Source organism: Paenibacillus aurantiacus (assembly GCF_042431225.1).
GTDB lineage: Bacteria > Bacillota > Bacilli > Paenibacillales > Paenibacillaceae > Paenibacillus_Z > Paenibacillus_Z aurantiacus.
This window is the reverse complement of record NZ_JBHMDO010000012.1, coordinates 1-16,402: the sequence shown is the minus strand read 5'-3', so window position 1 is coordinate 16,402 and position 16,402 is coordinate 1. Positions and strand designations below refer to the sequence as shown.

Genomic DNA, 16,402 nt, shown 5'->3' with positions numbered 1-16,402 from the left:
CGTAAAGGAGCTCCGGCTGCATATGCATCCATCTGCAGAGCGAATCGTATCCTTTGGCATGCCGGCCATGCCTTATTACTCGGAATGCGGCAAGTCCTTCTATACGCCTGGCGAGCAGCATCCGAACCGGCGTAATCTTGGCATGTTCGATCTGCTTATCGTCGAGACGGGCACGCTGCATATCGGCGAAGAGGACAGGAAGTGGTCGGTTGCGGCCGGCCAGTCGCTGCTCTTGCTGCCGGACCGCTATCATTATGCGGTACAGCCGTGCGAGGCGCACACGTCCTTCTTCTGGCTTCACTTCCATGCTGCCGGCGCATGGCGGGAGACGGATGGGATCGCGCCTCCTCCGCCTGCATGGCCCGATTCGGCTGCGTCCGCTCAAGAAGCGGCATATTCGCCCTCCAGCCCCTATACGATCGACATGCCGAAATTCGCCGCGCTCGTCTCGCCCAAGCAGACGTATTTGCAGCTCGAGAGGCTGCTGCGTCTCCATCAAGCGCGACGATCGGAGTCGTTCTGGGAGCAGCAGACGCTCTTCCAGCAGCTGCTGCGCATGTACGACGAAAGCCAGAAACAATCATCCGCGTCCCCGGCGCTGCATGTCGCGGAGCGAACGGAAGCCTATATCAAGCAGCATTATCGCGAGCCGATCTCGAATGCCCGACTGGGCGAAGCGCTGCATTTTCATCCCGGATACATCGTGCGCTGCATGAAGGAGACCTATCGCTGCACGCCGATGGACTATTTGCTCTATTATCGCATCGAACGCGCGAAGCTGCTGCTGCTCAAGACCGAGCTGCCCGTCTCGGCGGTCGCGGAAGCCGTCGGCTTCAACCAGACGCCTTATTTCTCCGTCTGCTTCAAGCAGCAGACCGGACTTCCGCCGCTTCAATTTCGCAAGCAGTTCCTCCATGCGAACGGTATGGCTGTCGGGGTTCGCGAGCGTAGCGAAGAGCATGAAGAGCATCTAGATGGGTAGTCTACAAGAAGAGGTGCAGCAAGATGTGGAAACCGGATCGAACGAGTAATCGTCCTTTATACCAGCAAATCGCTTCATATATCGAACAGCGCATCTCATTCGGCGAGATGCCGCCCGGCAGTTCCCTTCCTTCCGAGCGCAAGCTTGCGCAGCAGCTGGGCGTCAATCGGAGCACCGTCATGCAAGCCTACGAGAATCTTCGCGCGGCGGGGATGATCGAGAGCTTGACGGGCAGCGGCACCCGCGTCTGCCGGGGCGAATCGGGGGTAGCGCCCAAGCAGACGCCTAACTGGAACCGCTACGTAGAGAGCGGCACGTTCCTGCCGAACCTGCCCTTATTGCGACGTATTCGAGAGGCGCTCCAAAGCGGCGTGCCGCTTGTTAATTTCGCAGGCGGGGAACTGGCGCCGGAGCTTGCGCCAAGCGACGCCATCGCGGACATCATGAGGGAGCATCCATTCCGCGAAACACTTAGCTACGGGGACCCGCAAGGGTTCGTCCCGCTGCGCGTCGCGCTGACCTCCTTCCTCTTGGAGCAGCGCCATATTCAAGCGACCGACGAATCCATTCTGGTCACCTCGGGTTCGCAGCAATCGTTGTACCTGATCACGCAATGCCTCCTGAATCCCGGTGATGCCGTCGCGATCGAGCAGCCTTCATATGGCTATTCGCTTCAGATGTTTCAATCCGCGGGCATTCGCCTGTTCGGACTCCCTGTGGACGAAGACGGCGTTCATCCCGACGGAATCCGCGCGCTGCACAAGCAGCACCGTATTCGCATGGTCTTCTTGAATCCGAATTATCAGAACCCAACCGGAACGGTCATGGGCGCCGAACGCAGAATCGAAGTGCTCGCCTGCTGCGAGGAGCTCGGCATTCCAATTGTCGAGGACGATCCATTCAGCCTGACCGCTATGGAAGATGCCCCCCCACCGTCGCTCAAATCGCTCGACCGGAACGGAACCGTGCTCTACATCGGCTCCTTGTCCAAGGTGGCGGCCTCCGGTCTACGGATTGGCTGGATGGTCGCGCCCCACACCGTCATTCGCCGGCTGGCGGACGCGCGGCAGCAGATGGATTTCGGCTTGAGCATCTTCCCGCAGTGGATTGCGTCCAGGCTGCTGGAATCCTCATCGTTCGCGCCGCATCTGGCGCGATTAAGAGCGGCCCTTCGCACTCGCCGCGACAGCATGGCGGCGGCCTTGCATCGCAAGCTGCCGGGCGAGATATCCTTCGAATTGCCTCGAGGAGGGTTGAATCTGTGGTGCAGAATCAACGGGGACGTGAACGATTCCTCCCTCTTGGAGAGTGGAATCAAGAACGGCGTCGTGTTCATGCCGGGCAGCGTCTTCGGCGCGGAAGCCGGATTCATCCGTCTCTCATACGCCCGACTGCCGTTAGAGGAAATCGAGATGGGGATCGACAAATTAGCGCAGGCGCTCTGCAGAACATCGGCTACATAACATAAGAAGGCCCCTTTCGAATCGGATTCGAAAGGGACCTTCTTGTTCAAGCGCGCTTCTTATATCTTAATTTTAAGTGATATATAGGATAAGCCCAATCAAACTCAACACGGTCACAACAGCATAGAGCATCGACAGTCGCTTCCACTTGCTCCCGTGCTTGCGGTCGTAATCAGGATCTTCCGCTTTGTTCTCCTTCGAGAATCCGACAGCCAACGTTGCGACCAGCGCGATCACGATGACCGCCAAAACCAAAATATAACCGATGCCCATCGTAACGGCACCTCCTGCATATGAGAATGGCGATGAAACGATTAGTGTCCTTGATCGAACAGCTTGTCGTCATCGCGGATCAAGCCCGAGCCGCCTAAGTACACAAGCGCAACGCCTACCACCATGATCACGCTTAAAAGCACAATATATGTCATGTACAATCCCCACCTTATCGCTTCATTATTCATCTTGATTCTATTGTAATCGGTTTGGTTCGCGATGAAACGAGCCAATTGCCCGACGATTCGACCCATCCACTTCATCAAAATGACACGACTCGGACGCCCTGGGAAGCGGCTGCTAAAACGCGCAATGAGTTACTATGCTGCTGGAAGCGACCAATACCGAGAAAATCGCGCCAGCCGACGATCCGTACGTATATCCGAACTATGATTTCTAGGCGGTCTTGCGCAGGCGACGCGCGTTCCATCCCGGGAACGGAAACAAACGGCCTTCCCTCACGGGAAGATCCGGTTGTTTTCGTTCGATGCGTTAGTTGCCCGCTTGCCTGCCTTCGCCTTCCAGATCCCGCCTCTCGTCCACCCGGCGCTGCCGCCTACCGAAGGCGAAGATCGCTTGAACCGCGCCCAGCACGGCACATATCGCATACATCGTCGAATACGAGGTCGCATCCGCGACCGGCCCCATCGCCACGCCGCCCAGCGAGACGCCCAGGTCCGCGGTCGCAATGAACAACCCGATGAGCACGTTACGGCTCGCCTGCGGCAGCGCGAACGAAAGATACGTAGTCAGCGTCGGATACAGGAGCGCCTGCGCGATACCCATGAGAAGCGCGCCGCCATACAGCAGCAGCGCGCCGCCGTTCGCCGCAAGGCTGACGCACATCGCAGCGATTGTCACGAGAAGCATCGTGCCCATCATGAACGCGGAATGCCACTTGCCGTCCGATGGAATATGGCGGCGCAGCGCGAACCGCGCAAGCACCACCGTCGCCGCCTGAATCATCAGATAGATGCCGGCGCTGCCGCTGGCAAGCTCTTCCGCGTACAACGGCATGAATGCCGTGACGGCCCCGAACACGACGGAAGCGCCGCACATCAACAGACTGCATTTGAACAAGACCGGATTGCGAATGAGCTGTCCCCATGATTGGGCAACGCGGACGCCCTCTTTATCCGGATCGGCTGCCGACCGCAGCTTCCCGTCTCCGCGCGTCGCCCGGAATCCGAAGAGCCCCGTGAAGACAGCGATTCCGATCAGCATCCACGTCAAATCGGCCATACCGCCTGTCTGCCACAAGCTCAATGCAATGATCGGCCCGACGATGCCCGGCATGTACGTAAACAACGAATAGAGCGAAATGCCCTGCGAGCGTTCCTTCTCCGGCAGCGCGTCGAGAATACCGATCTGCAGCGCCATCGAGAAGAACGCCGTCGACGCGCCTTGCATCACGCGGGCGACGAAATAGCCGCCCAAGCCGGTAAACGTATAGAGGAGCAGCGCGCATCCGTTAATAGTTAGAATGAGGCGCAGTACCTTCAGAGGACCGTGCTTCTGGATGATTTGACCCGCCCACGGCCGCAAGACCATGGCAGTCAGCATATAGGCGCCCATGATGACGCCGATCGCAGCGTTGCTGGCCCCCAATTGGCCGCCTCGCAGCGGAATAATGACATTCAATATCGCGTTCGCGCTGAAGAACAATAGCGCCAATAGATACAGCCGCACGAAAGGCCATGTTAAAGCTCCGCTCACCACCGTTTCCTCCTACACGATCCAAGAGATTTAACATTTCTATTATTGCCGTCTGCGGCGCGGGCAGGTTCAGATCACCATCCGGAGCAGCTTCTTCGCATATTCCGATTGCGCGTGCGCAAGCCGGCTAACCGGAAGCCGCTCCTCGATTCGGCCTGCCCTGACAATCATCACGTCATCGCACAAATACGTCGCCGCCTGGATGTCATGCGTGATGAAGATATATCCCGTCCCATGCTCGTTTCGCAGCACCTTCAAGAGCTCCAGCACCTGGAGCTGAACGGAAGCGTCCAGCGCGTTGACCGCTTCGTCGAAGACGATCCATCTCGGTTCCGTCGCGATCGCTCTGGCGATGCATACCCGCTGGGCTTCCCCGCCAGACAGCTCATGCGGGAACTTGGCCCGATAGGAATTCGGCAAGCCGACTTGCAGCAGGAGTTCGTCGACCTTGCGGCGCAGCTCGTGTCGCGGCACCTTCGTCATCCATAGCGGTTCGAGGATCGCATCCTCCACCGTAAAGAAAGGATTGATCGAAGAGGCGTAATCTTGAAAGACGGCGCTGATGCTCCCTCTTGAACGGCGATCCGCAGTGGGAACCCCGTCCAGTAAGACCATACCTCGGTCGGCCTTCTCCAAGCCCAATAGCAGTCGGCCAAGCGTAGATTTGCCGCTGCCGCTCTCTCCGATGATGCCTAGACAGCTCCCCTCTTTGCATTCAAAGGAGATGCCGCGCAGCACTTGATGACGCTCTTTCATAAGCCATCCTTGTCTGCGGTAGCTTTTGTCCACGCTATCTACGACCAGCATCAAATCTCCTCCCCCATCATGCTCCGGAATGTGCCCCGAAGCGCTTGCCTGGCCGTAGCAAGCTGCCGGCTATAGGCGTGCCGGGCGTCCGAGAGAATCACGCGCGCTGCTCCGCGCTCGATGATACTACCGTCTTTTATCACCGCGACTTCGTCCGCAAGCTGCTCCACGACGCCGAGATCATGAGAGACGAGCAGCATCGAACTCCCGCTCCCGATCCGCTCGCGTACCGCGATCAGCTGCTGCACAACCTCGAATTGAGTGATCATATCGAGCGCCGTCGTCGGTTCGTCCGCAATAATAAGATCCGGTTCCAGCACGATCGACAGCGCGATCATGATTCGCTGCAGCATGCCGCCCGACAACTCATGCGGATACTTGCCAAGCAGTTCGGCCGCATCCGAAAGCATGATGCTCTCCATGGCTGCCGTCATCTTCGCATCGGCGACGCCTCTACCCCAGCCGTAATGCCGGCGAAGCGTCTCCCGTGCATGAACGCCGACCGGATAGGACGGATCGAATGCGCGCATGCCGTTCTGCGGAATGAGACAAATCCTCCGCCCCCGCAGGGCGCTCATCTCGCGTTCGGATAGCCCGTCCAGACGCTCGCCTCGGAACGCGATCTCTCCGGTTTGGCGAATCCCGGACGGAAGCAGCCGCATGATCGCCCTGCACATGAGCGACTTCCCGCTCCCGCTCTCGCCGACAATCGCCAGACAGCTCCCCTCTCTAACGTGGAAGGAGCTGTCTTGTACGAGGACGCGGTCTCCTTTCGAATCCCGGATATTCAGCTGATTAACCTCGAGTATATTCATAGGCGACCGCCTCCACCTCCCGCTGGCGCTGCTTCTTCCCGGAGGAGATCAGCTTCGGATCAAGCGCCGTCTGCAGCGTATCGGCCAGAAAATTGAACGCCGACACGACGACGATGACGGCGAGGCCTGGAGCGAGCATCGGCTCGGGCCGCGTGAACATGACTTCGCTCGCTTCGCTCAGCATCATGCCCCACTCCGCATGAGGCGCTTGAATGCCAAGCCCAAGGAAAGACAATCCGGACACTTGCAGAATCATCGAGCCGAGCGAGCTGCTGGAGAGAACGGCCACATCCGCGAACGCGACCGGAAACAGATGCTTGCGGATAATGCGCAGCGGTCCGCTGCCGGATAAGCGGGCGAACTTGATGTAGTCCGAATCCGAGTATTGCAGGACGGACGTACGGATGACGCGAGCGAACCACGGCCACTTCATCGCGGCGAACGCGATCAGAATATTGTCCAGCCCCGGGCCGAGCATCCCGACAATCGCAAGCGTCATCACGTAGCCGGGGAAAGCGAGCATTACATCGCAAATCCGCATCAGAGCCGCATCTACCCACCCTCTGAAGAAGCCGGCCGCGAAGCCGACGAGCGCGCCAATCGCGACCGATACGATCAAGGCAAGCATTACCCACAGTACGCTCGGACGGATGCCATAGAGCAGCCGGGACAACAGGCATCTGCCCAGCTGATCGTTACCGAGCCAATGCGACCAGGACGGCGACGCATAGCGAAGCTTCATATTGACGGCCAGCGGATCATGCGGCGCCAGCCAGGGTGCGCAAATCCCGGCCAATTGCGTAGCGGCGGCGACGAGCAGCGCCGTCATGCCGAGTTTATCGTTCCATAGGTTTCGTAATACGCGCATCAGAGTTCCTTCCTAAGCCGGGGGTTCAAGGCGGCTTGCAGCAGGTCTGCCATGGCATTGAACATCACGAACGACACGGCGACGATGAATACATAGGCTTGAATAATCGGCAAATCCCGGCTTAATATCGCTTTGACGCCCAGCCTCCCAAGTCCCGGCCATGCAAATACATTCTCGATGACGACCGTGCTGCCCAAGATTGTCGGGACCGCCATGCCGAACACCGCGATCGCCACCTGCAGCGAGTTCCGCGCGATATGCCTCGTCACTACGGCTTCACTCAGCCCGCTTGCCCTGCCGTACAGCGCGTAGCCCTCATGAAGCTGACTGAGCATCGAGCTGCGGACAGTGCGGAAGTAGATACCCGCATAGCCAAGCGTCATGACCAACACCGGCAAAATAAAGCTCGCCCAGGAATCCATGCCGCTCGTCGGCAGCAGATCCAGCTTCACGGCCACCAGCCAGATAAGCAGAGACGCGAGCCAATACGAGGGCATCGCGGTCAAGACGAAGGCGATGCCTCTCGACGATCGATCGAGCAGCTTCCCCGCCTGCACCGCACACGCGACGCCGAGCAGGATCGACGCCGCGATGATGGCGGCCGATGAAGCCAGCGTCAGCTGCAGCGTATGAAGGAACGCCGGTCCAACCAGCGTCCAGACCGCCTCTCCCGTCACATAAGAACGGCCGAAGTCCAGGCGCAGGCAGTCCGCCGCCCACTTTGCATACCGGACCCATAGCGGATCGTTCAGGCCCAGCTCCACCCGGGTCTGGGCGATCAAGGAATCTGTCGGCACTGGCACGCCCTGCGCGTGCAAGACGACTTCGGCCGGATCCATCGGGGACAGATGAATCAGGAGGAACGTCAGGAACGACACGACGACGAGCATCGGGATGGCGACCAATAACCTTCTGATCAAATACGCGCCCATTCGGCCCCCGCCTCGCTATTCAAAATGCATATGTTCGAACGGCAGCTCGAACTGGGTTTGCTTGAACGCGATCCCCTGCAATTGGCTCGGCGCCACGACGGTCACGCCGCCGCTCGTGATCGGGATGAAGACCGCCTCGTCATGAACGATGGCCATAATGTCGGCATACAGCGACGTTCGCGCCGTCTCGTCCGTGGATACCATGACGTCCTCGATCTTCCGGTAGAGCTCATCTGCCTCGGCGATTCCGCTCGTCGCATGCAGATAGGAAGAGGCTGATGTGAAGGCGGCGATCGTGCTCTGCGGGTCATAAGCCAATCCCCACGTCTGATTGAACAGCAGGTCATAGTCGCCGCTCGAACGACGGCTGGCGATCGATGAGGATTCTTCGCCGATGACCGTAAGCTCCATCCCGATCGATTTTAGCTCGCTCTGTATGAATTCTGCCTGCGTCTTCTGGGAAGCGGAATTGCTGTCGTAATACAAGCTCGCCGCAAGCGGCTTGCCGTTCTTGACGCGAATCTGCTCCCCCTCCGTCAGGGACCAGCCCGCCTTCTCCAACAGCCCGGACGCCGCGTTCAAATCATAGCCGCGCGGCTTCAAGTCGGGATTGGCGTACGGTACGTTATCCGAGAACAGCTTCTTCGCCGGCGTCTCCACGCCGCCGAAGATGTCGCGGCTGATCGTCTCCCGGTCGATCGCATGCCAGATCGCTTCGCGAACAACCGTCTCGCTGACGGGGCTTGCCGTTTGGCTGGTATTGGCCACGATCATCTTCGTATTCATGGCTTCGCTGCGTACGACCTGATAGTCTCCGGTCTTCTCCAACTGCTTCATTGCTTCGACGTCGATGCTATCCGCACCGCGGTCGTCCGTGAAGACGAAGTTCACCTCGCCCTTCAGCAGAGCCAGATAGGTCGTCTCCCCGGCAGGCAGCACCTTGGCCGTCACCTTCTTGATGGCCGGCGCGCCGCCCCAGTACGAGTCGTTCGCCTCAAAGACGGCATACTGGTCGATTCGGTGCTCGGCGAGCACATACGGCCCCGTGCCGTGGAAGCCATTCACGCCATCCTTGGTGCCGCCATTCTTGAAATCCTTCGGGGACAAGAACACGAACGGCCTCGTCATGGATAGCTCCATCAATGCCGGATAATACGGCTCGGATAGCGTCAACTCGACCGTGAACTCATCTACGACGCGGATGTCTGTCAACTTGGTCGTCAGTTTGATCCACGAATGCTTCTCCGCGTTTTGCAATACCGCTTCGAAATTGAGCTTGACGGCTTCCGCATTGAACGGTTCGCCGTCGTGGAATTTCACATCCTTGCGCAGATGAAACGTATACATCTTGCCGTCAACCGAGATTTCCCAAGATTCAGCCAACATAGGCTGAATGCCCTCCTTCGCGTTCTCGACGAGCGATTCGTACACCATGCCTTGCGCCGGCATCGAGCCGGAGTATATGTGCGGATTCATATCTTGGATATCTTTCGCCGTCGCGTAAATTAGTTCCGACGGCACGTTCGCGGGCGCCGTATCCGCGGCCGTCGTCGCCTTCTCGCCCGCACTGCAGCCTGCCAGCAAAATCATGACAGACGCCACGATGCCGATGATGGCGGCACGATGTCTAACTTTCACGTCTATACCTCCCAATTGTCGCAAATCCTCTTCACGTCTTCCTCGAATGTCTGCACGGCGAACGCCTCCGATAACGGCACGACATAGCTCGCAGCCGCTGCTCGACGAATCGTCTCTTCATACTTATCGATAAATCGATCGATCGTCGGGCATTCCGCGCCAAGGTGACGGGCGATGCCCTGGATGATTTTGATGCGGTAATAGTCTTCCTTCGGCATGCGCGGGATGTCCAGGCAGCCCTCCTTGTTCACGAAGACCGGCCGGATCGGGACCGCGGAGAAATCGTAATAACGCCCCTCCTTGTCAGGCTCCGAGAATGGATCAATTAGAAGCGACGCATACCGGACGTACAGCAGATACGCCTGGTGGATCGGCTCCAGCTGCTCGAACCGCTCGATCTCCGCGCGAGGCAAGCTCTCCGGCCGTACCGGATAATTGTCGTCTGTCATGAATTGCAGCAAATTCAGGCGCGGGATGCGCAGGCGGTCCACGATGCCCATCATCTCGTTCCACTGCGCCAGCATGTCGCCGATGAGCGATGGCGTGATCGGCCCTTCCGGGAACATTTTGTATACGTATTTCGGGATGTCTCCCGGCTCGAATATCGCCTGCAGGGCGAACGTATTCATGAACAGCGGCGGATGGACGTACAGCGAAATATTGCGCGTCTCGGCCGCAAGCGGCGAATTCAGTATGTCCGCGGCGATGCCCAGCCGCGCGAAGCCCGCTTGCAGGCGGCGGACATTCACCGATCGCGCTTCCGTCGACCCAAGGTTGATTTTGCGCTTCACCGCGGCCGTGATTACCCGATTGGTCGGATCGCCGTTCAGCCACCGCGTATCGCCGAAGTAGGTCGAGCAGCTAATGACTTCGGCATCCGGCCTGATGCTCCGCATATAGCTGTGGACCAGCCGGTTCGAGCCGAAGGTCGGCGAGACGAGCACGAGACACTTGGCCTCGCGAAGCACGCCCGGCGGCAGCCGCTTCAGCACCTCGAGATAAGCATCCGCCGTGACGGCGAGAATGAGCGTATCCCATTGTCCCTGGACCGTCTCGTAGCCTCGGAATACGCCATCGAAGACACATTCGCCCGCCATGGCGTAGTGCTGGTCATTCTGCACGCTCGCGGAGGCAAGCGAATGGCCCGCATGCATCGCCTCGAAGAAAGCCGCCGACCGCACGGACTCGCGTCCGGCGATGGCTACGCGAGATTGCCACATCCGTCGGCACGCGACGGCAAGCTGGATGGAAGCCGGCCCTGTGCCTAGCAGCAAAATCCGGTCGAACTCGCTCATGTCTCCTTGTCCTCCCGCCCATAAGCCGAAGCTTTCAAATATAATGCAATATCGAACACGCGATCCGGGCGCTTCAGACACTCGGCAAGTCTCCATCTCCCGGTATCGACGTTCTCCATCGGGTAGTTAAACAACGACTTGAACCCATCGCCGTAACGCATCGCCACGACGACTGCGTCTTTCGTCAGCGCGTGGAGACGATCGAGCAGCTCGTATTTCAGCCCTACGGTGGAACTGAAGATCACGTGGGTCGCCTCGGCCGTGAAGTCCAGTTCTTCTAGGGATGCGCGTTCCAGCAGAATTGGCAGTGCTGCCCCCAGCTTCGCGATCACGCTTCGTCCCAGCTCGATCGCCTCCTCATCGATGTCGATTCCGACCACCTGCGCACCGGTCTGCCTGGCAATGTAGAGCGGGGTCATCGGGAACGCGCCCGAGCCGACCAGCAGCACCTTGGACGCCGAGGTCACCCGGAAGCGGCCGAACTCCTCCTCGATCCGCGCCTCGATGTCCGAGAAGTAGGCAGCAGCCGTCGTCTCGCCTTGCAGCAGTCTGACCGCCCTCACCTTCTCCAGCATCGCCACGCAGCGAGCCGAATCACGCCGAACCGCCGTCGCTAATCGGTCAAGCTCGCCCGGTTCCTGTTCCGTAAGGCGCTCCCAAGCCGATTGATTATCGGCGTCCGTAATCCATGCGGAATACCAGTCGATCAACCGCTCCAGCTCATTACTGTGGTGAAGTGCCCGGTTATAATCGCATGATAAATCGGCGAACTGATGAGCAAAGTCACCGAGATCCGCATGAAGCTTATGTATGGTCTTCATTCCTTCCCCTCCCCGAATGAATAGACAATCGTCCTAGATATCGATATATGCCTTGCCGTGCGCGACGATATGAACAGCCCCCTCGATCGCGACGCTGCCTGGCGATTCGGGATGATGAACGGCGAAGACGCGGATGATCCCGCCGGGCTGACGGATATCCTGGGCAATGTCGCGCTTATGCTGCCAAGCTAAGTAAGCCCCGACCGAAGCTGTACCGGAGCCGCAGCCCCGTTCCCAGACTAAGCTCTCGAGGTAAGGCACATAGATCAGCGGGGCCATCTCGCTGATCGCAGGGTTGTACAGCATGACGCCGATCAGCGGAGCCCCGGTCGCGACACCGAGCAGCTTGGCCAGTGCCTGCACCTTCTCTCGCGCTTCATCATCGAACCGTTCACGTTCAACGACAAGATGGATAAATCCCGGATAGCGCACGATCGCGATGTCGAGTTCGGAGCCATCGAATGATATCGTCCGCTGTTCGATCTGTCTTGGCGAAGGCATATCGATCCGGCATATATAGGCATCCGAACCCCTTGTCACATGGCAGGAGACAAGCTGCTCCGTGCCCGAGGCTTCCAGTTGGACATGCGCGATATCATCCGCCGCCAGCCCTCGTTCCGCCGCATGGTAGACGGCGAGCGACATGCATGCATTACCGCAAAACTCGCCGCCAGCCATCGTCAACCGCGCGTCGGCACCGGTTCGGGCGGCCCGCCCGATGAACCCGACCTGTTCCGCATAGACGCTGTCATAGGACATCACCTGCGAGGCGATTCGCGGCCATTGCGCGGCCGGATGATCCGTCTTCACGAGAACCGTCATGTTCTGCGTCGGACTGAACTTGATAAATTCGATTTCTTGTTTCATCGCCACTACCCTTTACGCGTTTGATTGACATGCCCATTGGACCTTCAATTGCAGGTAAGTTTCCCGATGATGCGATATGTAATTATTACGAATTGACAACATGACGACATGCGGGGGAATCCCTCTATATAGCGAACAAATGTGGATTTCTTAACGCACCACCTCTTTCATAGTCGTAATTATTACGATATTATAACATGCAGCTGCCTTTCGCCCTTCCATTCCTCCAGTTTGGCATGCGGCCGATATTCCTCGAGCGACTCCGCAAGCAAACGCACGCTACCCTGATGGCTATGAATAATCGCGTCCAGGCGAACCAGGATGAGCGGAATATTAATTTGTAATTATTACGAATATGAAAAGCATACCGTTCGCACGATGATCTGTCAACCCTCTCCAGTCCGCAATCTTCTTCGCCCGTTGACCCGAGCAGATGAAGGAAAGAGCAGCCGTCCGCTAGCAGGCGACTGCCCTGCTGTTCCGCCGCCTACTGATGATGAGTACGCAGCAGCGAGAACTGCTGCGCCAGAAAATGCGGCGTATACGGCATGTCGTTGCGCACCCAGGAGACGATCGTGCCGATCAAGGCGGCGGAACTGTACCAGATCGCGATATCCTTCTGAACGCCGGCCGTATTGACGAAGGAAGGACGTCCACTCTCGAGTCGTTGCCGAACGGTCTCGGATAGCATGCGAAGCAATCGTTCCGTAAAGATTGGCGTTCTTCTCGAGGCCAAGACAACTTTGAAAAATTTCGCATGCTCGGCAATATGCTCGAGCAGACTGAGCATTGCTAGTTCGTCCTCGTCAACTGCCGAATTCGGATGAACGGGCCTGCGGTTAACCGCCTGCTGAATGTCCTCGATCATCTCATCGGCCATCTTCTCCAGCATATCGGGAATATCGCGATAATGTAGATAGAAGGTAACCCGGTTAATCGTCGCGCGCTCGGCGATCTTGTTCACCGATATCTTCTCGATATCCATCTCCTGCAGCAAGTCGACGAAGGCGTCTTTCAACAATTGGCGGGTTCGAACAATCCTTGGATCTGTGCGAGGCTTGTCATGATTCATTAGGCGAAGTTCCTTTCCGCAATCTAATTTACACTTTCATCGTACTCTGTCTTATAAATGCCTACTAAGCAACAACATTGAAGGGGAACGATGATTACTTTACAGTTCTGCCCCATTGCGTCGCTTGTAAGATGCGGCTTTCTGCTTATAATCTAATTTATAACGTGTTAATTATCTAACACATTGTAAATTAAGTCCATAGAGAATGCGGAGAGGATGGAGAAAGTGAGTAAAAGTACGGAAGCAAACCAGGGCTCAATAAAGCGAGGGCCGATCTTGTTCGTCATGATCATCGGCGCCTTTCTCGCGACGCTGAACCAGACGATCATGAGCGTGGCGACCCCTGAGCTTATGAAAGACTTGGATATTACCGCCGCAACCGCCCAATGGCTGACGACGGGCTACCTGCTGGTCAATGGGGTGCTGATCCCGATTACGGCGTATTTCATGCAGCGTTTCAGCACGAGGCAGCTCTTCCAGGCTTCGATGATGATCTTCCTGGTCGGCACCGTCGTATCCGCCTTGGCATCGGACTTCCCCGTCCTGCTAACCGGACGAATGATTCAAGCTGCCGGCGCCGGGATTATCATGCCGCTGCTGACCAATGTTATCCTTGTGCTGTTCCCGCCCGAGAAACGCGGCGCCGCGATGGGGATGATGGGACTTGCGATCATTTTCGCCCCGGCGATCGGACCTACGCTGGCCGGTTACATTCTGGAGAATTACGCGTGGGAGACGATGTTCTACGGCATGATTCCGCTTGCACTCATCGTTATTGCTTGCGGTTTCATCTATTTGCGAAATGTATCGGAACGCGTCCACACGCATCTTGATGTGTTAAGCGTCATTTTGTCCACGATCGGATTCGGCTCCCTGCTGTTCGGCTTCAGCCGGGCGGGCAGCCTGGGCTGGTCGAGCGCGGAGGTGCTGCTGACAATCGCAGCGGGCATCGTGTCGCTGGCGCTGTTCACGTGGCGTCAGCTGAGCACCCGCGAACCGCTCCTTGATCTGCGGGCATTCAAGTACAGTATGTTCTCCTTGACAACCATCATCAACATTGCGGTCACGATGGTCATGTACGCGGACATGATGCTGCTGCCGCTCTACCTGCAGAACGCGCGCGGTTACACGGCGCTGGAATCCGGTCTGCTTATGCTTCCGGGCGCGCTAGTAATGGGCTTCATGATGCCGGTCGCCGGCAAGCTGTTCGACCGCTTCGGCGCCAAATGGCTGTCCGTCATCGGCATGATCGTGACGATTGTCACGACGCTCGGTTTCATCAACCTGACGGATTCGACAAGCTACACTTACCTGCTGCTCATGTCGACCGCGCGACGCATCGGGATGGCGCTGCTGCTGATGCCGATTCAGACCGCCGGCTTGAACCAGCTGCCGAACCGTTTGAACGCGCATGGGACGGCGATCTCCAACACAATCCGCCAAGTAGCCGGCGCGGTCGGCACCTCGCTGCTCGTCACGGTCATGACCAACCGGACGACGACGCACATGAAGGACATGATGGCGTCTGGAGGCACAGAAGGCGCTACGCAGGCGCAGATGGTTACCGAGGCTTCGATTATGGGCATCAACGATTCCTACCTCGTCATCGTCGGCATCGCCGTGCTCGGCCTGGCCCTGTCGTTCTTCATCAAACGCGTCCCGCAAGCGGTCGAAGAACCGGCTTCTTCCGGGATGAAACGCGCGGCTTCATAAGCCGCGTTCGCACCCGGCCATTGTCAGTGTGCGGCGTCAAGACCACCCATTAGTGAAAAAGGCGGAAGTTCTCGGTACGAGAGCAACCGCCTTTTTGTCGCTTTGTACCACCCATACACACCTTGGCTTGCTTCAACGCCAATGCTGAATGATCCACTGACCAGCCAGCCCCCCAAGATATACGCCGACAATTCCGATTACCCCGGATAAGACGGGCGGCGCCGGAATCGGCAGCCGGATGAGCTTGAATACGATGCCGACGATGACGCCAGCCAGCAGGCCAAGTACGAGCTCCCTCATGCATGCGCCTCCCTCCACGATTGATGGCTTCTCGCGCCGAATGCCTTTATTCTGCCAACGTCTGGACCATCCCATCCGGTACTTGCCTAGGAGATCCGATTGCCCGTCCTCCCTCGTGGGTATATAGGACATGAGAACACCCTAAGGAGGAGATTTCCAAAATGGCACACAACATTCGCGAAATCATGACGTCGGACGTGAAGACGGTCGGCCTGAAGGAAGATATTCGTACCGTAGCGGCTCTCATGCGCGACAGCGACGTCGGCGTTATCCCCGTCGTGGAAGGCGACCGGTGCGTTGGTCTCGTGACCGACCGGGATATCGTCGTCCGCGGCATCGCCGAGAACAAACACAAACAATCGTTTACCGTCGAGGACGTGCTCAGCAAACGGATCATCAGCGTCAAGCCGGATACAAGCATCAAGGAAGCGGCCAAGCTGATGGCGGACGAGCAAATTCGCCGCCTGCCGGTCCTGGAGAACGATAAGCTGGTCGGCATCGTCTCGATGGCGGATTTGGCGCTTGACGAGCATTCCAAGGACGAGGCGGAACTCGCCGTCTCTGGCGTCTCGCAACCTACCTCGCGATAAAGTCGCCACGATTGAGGCGTTGCAAAGCTCGAACAACGTGCTATACTCTGGCGGCGATATGCAGGCGAATGCCGAGCAGCTGAAGAAGCCAATTGCGAATTTCACAATATGAGAACCAGCAGATAAAAGGCATGATCCGAGGCGGATCATGCCTTCTTGTCGCGCCTCCACCCTATCGCCGTATACAAAAGGGGGTGTCCCAAAAGTCATCAAAAGATGACCTTGGGATACCCCCGGTTTTTTTAAAAAA

At 57.8% G+C, this 16,402-nt stretch carries 16 protein-coding genes; 4 read left to right on the top strand and 12 right to left on the bottom strand.

Annotated elements, in window-relative coordinates; translation table 11 throughout:
* The first annotated feature begins 22 nt into the window (after nucleotides 1–22).
* Nucleotides 23–982 carry a helix-turn-helix transcriptional regulator gene (locus ACFFSY_RS06480; RefSeq protein WP_377491662.1) on the top strand — a complete coding sequence of 320 codons (960 nt, stop codon included), beginning with the start codon at nucleotides 23–25 and terminating at the stop codon, nucleotides 980–982.
* 23 nt (nucleotides 983–1,005) lie between these two features.
* Nucleotides 1,006–2,445: a MocR-like pyridoxine biosynthesis transcription factor PdxR gene (gene pdxR / locus ACFFSY_RS06475; RefSeq protein WP_377491659.1), complete on the top strand. Its 1,440-nt coding sequence runs from the start codon at nucleotides 1,006–1,008 to the stop codon at nucleotides 2,443–2,445.
* A 72-nt stretch (nucleotides 2,446–2,517) separates the two neighbouring features.
* On the opposite strand, the gene ACFFSY_RS06470 is transcribed toward pdxR, so the two are convergent.
* From ACFFSY_RS06470 to ACFFSY_RS06420, 11 genes are all read right to left on the bottom strand, one after another.
* The gene (locus ACFFSY_RS06470) at nucleotides 2,518–2,718 is read right to left on the bottom strand and encodes a hypothetical protein (RefSeq protein ID WP_377491656.1); all 201 of its coding nucleotides are present in this window, start codon (nucleotides 2,716–2,718) and stop codon (nucleotides 2,518–2,520) included.
* 492 nt (nucleotides 2,719–3,210) lie between these two features.
* A complete protein-coding gene (gene cntE, locus ACFFSY_RS06465; protein ID WP_377491653.1) occupies nucleotides 3,211–4,434 on the bottom strand; it encodes a staphylopine family metallophore export MFS transporter CntE in 1,224 nt (407 codons plus the stop codon).
* Nucleotides 4,435–4,503: 69 nt separating this feature from the next.
* Complete coding sequence (locus ACFFSY_RS06460) at nucleotides 4,504–5,241, bottom strand: ABC transporter ATP-binding protein (protein ID WP_377491650.1); 738 nt, start codon at nucleotides 5,239–5,241, stop codon at nucleotides 4,504–4,506.
* The gene (gene cntD, locus ACFFSY_RS06455; RefSeq protein WP_377491646.1) at nucleotides 5,241–6,056 is read right to left on the bottom strand and encodes a staphylopine uptake ABC transporter ATP-binding protein CntD; all 816 of its coding nucleotides are present in this window, start codon (nucleotides 6,054–6,056) and stop codon (nucleotides 5,241–5,243) included. The genes ACFFSY_RS06460 and cntD overlap by 1 nt, the downstream gene beginning before the upstream one ends.
* The gene (cntC, locus tag ACFFSY_RS06450; protein WP_377491643.1) at nucleotides 6,037–6,924 is read right to left on the bottom strand and encodes a staphylopine uptake ABC transporter permease subunit CntC; all 888 of its coding nucleotides are present in this window, start codon (nucleotides 6,922–6,924) and stop codon (nucleotides 6,037–6,039) included. Before cntC ends, cntD begins: the two co-directional genes overlap by 20 nt.
* Nucleotides 6,924–7,856, bottom strand: a complete 933-nt coding sequence (opp1B, locus tag ACFFSY_RS06445; RefSeq protein ID WP_377491640.1) for a nickel/cobalt ABC transporter permease — start codon at nucleotides 7,854–7,856, stop codon at nucleotides 6,924–6,926. Before opp1B ends, cntC begins: the two co-directional genes overlap by 1 nt.
* A gap of 15 nt (nucleotides 7,857–7,871) precedes the next feature.
* A complete protein-coding gene (cntA, locus tag ACFFSY_RS06440) occupies nucleotides 7,872–9,494 on the bottom strand; it encodes a staphylopine-dependent metal ABC transporter substrate-binding lipoprotein (RefSeq protein WP_446686127.1) in 1,623 nt (540 codons plus the stop codon).
* Nucleotides 9,495–9,496: 2 nt separating this feature from the next.
* The gene (locus ACFFSY_RS06435; protein ID WP_377491638.1) at nucleotides 9,497–10,789 is read right to left on the bottom strand and encodes an opine metallophore biosynthesis dehydrogenase; all 1,293 of its coding nucleotides are present in this window, start codon (nucleotides 10,787–10,789) and stop codon (nucleotides 9,497–9,499) included.
* Entirely contained in the window at nucleotides 10,786–11,610 is an 825-nt protein-coding gene (locus ACFFSY_RS06430) for a methyltransferase domain-containing protein (protein ID WP_377491635.1), read from the bottom strand. Before ACFFSY_RS06430 ends, ACFFSY_RS06435 begins: the two co-directional genes overlap by 4 nt.
* A 33-nt stretch (nucleotides 11,611–11,643) precedes the next feature.
* A complete protein-coding gene (locus ACFFSY_RS06425) occupies nucleotides 11,644–12,477 on the bottom strand; it encodes a histidine racemase CntK family protein (RefSeq protein WP_377491632.1) in 834 nt (277 codons plus the stop codon).
* 487 nt (nucleotides 12,478–12,964) lie between these two features.
* Nucleotides 12,965–13,549, bottom strand: coding sequence for a TetR/AcrR family transcriptional regulator (locus tag ACFFSY_RS06420; protein WP_377491629.1), 585 nt, complete (start codon nucleotides 13,547–13,549; stop codon nucleotides 12,965–12,967).
* Between the two features lie 285 nt (nucleotides 13,550–13,834).
* On the opposite strand from ACFFSY_RS06420, the gene ACFFSY_RS06415 reads away from it, so the two are divergent.
* Entirely contained in the window at nucleotides 13,835–15,262 is a 1,428-nt protein-coding gene (locus ACFFSY_RS06415) for a DHA2 family efflux MFS transporter permease subunit (protein WP_377491881.1), read from the top strand.
* Between the two features lie 132 nt (nucleotides 15,263–15,394).
* On the opposite strand, the gene ACFFSY_RS06410 is transcribed toward ACFFSY_RS06415, so the two are convergent.
* Entirely contained in the window at nucleotides 15,395–15,562 is a 168-nt protein-coding gene (locus ACFFSY_RS06410; protein WP_377491626.1) for a XapX domain-containing protein, read from the bottom strand.
* Between the two features lie 161 nt (nucleotides 15,563–15,723).
* Here ACFFSY_RS06410 and ACFFSY_RS06405 point away from each other — a divergent pair, with 161 nt between their 5' ends.
* On the top strand, nucleotides 15,724–16,152 hold the full coding sequence (locus ACFFSY_RS06405; RefSeq protein WP_377491623.1) for a CBS domain-containing protein: 429 nt from the start codon (nucleotides 15,724–15,726) through the stop codon (nucleotides 16,150–16,152).
* The last annotated feature ends 250 nt before the right edge of the window (nucleotides 16,153–16,402 follow it).

Excerpts from the sequence above, each read along its gene's own strand:
- ACFFSY_RS06435 (WP_377491638.1), bottom strand. The coding sequence starts at position 10,789 with ATGAGCGAGTTCGACCGGATTTTGCTGCTAGGCACAGGGCCGGCTTCC.
- cntC (WP_377491643.1), bottom strand. The coding sequence starts at position 6,924 with ATGCGCGTATTACGAAACCTATGGAACGATAAACTCGGCATGACGGCG.
- pdxR (WP_377491659.1), top strand. The coding sequence starts at position 1,006 with ATGTGGAAACCGGATCGAACGAGTAATCGTCCTTTATACCAGCAAATC.
- cntD (WP_377491646.1), bottom strand. The coding sequence starts at position 6,056 with ATGAATATACTCGAGGTTAATCAGCTGAATATCCGGGATTCGAAAGGA.
- ACFFSY_RS06405 (WP_377491623.1), top strand. The coding sequence starts at position 15,724 with ATGGCACACAACATTCGCGAAATCATGACGTCGGACGTGAAGACGGTC.
- ACFFSY_RS06415 (WP_377491881.1), top strand. The coding sequence starts at position 13,835 with ATGATCATCGGCGCCTTTCTCGCGACGCTGAACCAGACGATCATGAGC.
- ACFFSY_RS06425 (WP_377491632.1), bottom strand. The coding sequence starts at position 12,477 with ATGAAACAAGAAATCGAATTTATCAAGTTCAGTCCGACGCAGAACATG.
- ACFFSY_RS06470 (WP_377491656.1), bottom strand. The coding sequence starts at position 2,718 with ATGGGCATCGGTTATATTTTGGTTTTGGCGGTCATCGTGATCGCGCTG.
- ACFFSY_RS06420 (WP_377491629.1), bottom strand. The coding sequence starts at position 13,549 with ATGAATCATGACAAGCCTCGCACAGATCCAAGGATTGTTCGAACCCGC.
- ACFFSY_RS06430 (WP_377491635.1), bottom strand. The coding sequence starts at position 11,610 with ATGAAGACCATACATAAGCTTCATGCGGATCTCGGTGACTTTGCTCAT.
- ACFFSY_RS06410 (WP_377491626.1), bottom strand. The coding sequence starts at position 15,562 with ATGAGGGAGCTCGTACTTGGCCTGCTGGCTGGCGTCATCGTCGGCATC.
- ACFFSY_RS06480 (WP_377491662.1), top strand. The coding sequence starts at position 23 with ATGCATCCATCTGCAGAGCGAATCGTATCCTTTGGCATGCCGGCCATG.
- opp1B (WP_377491640.1), bottom strand. The coding sequence starts at position 7,856 with ATGGGCGCGTATTTGATCAGAAGGTTATTGGTCGCCATCCCGATGCTC.
- ACFFSY_RS06460 (WP_377491650.1), bottom strand. The coding sequence starts at position 5,241 with ATGCTGGTCGTAGATAGCGTGGACAAAAGCTACCGCAGACAAGGATGG.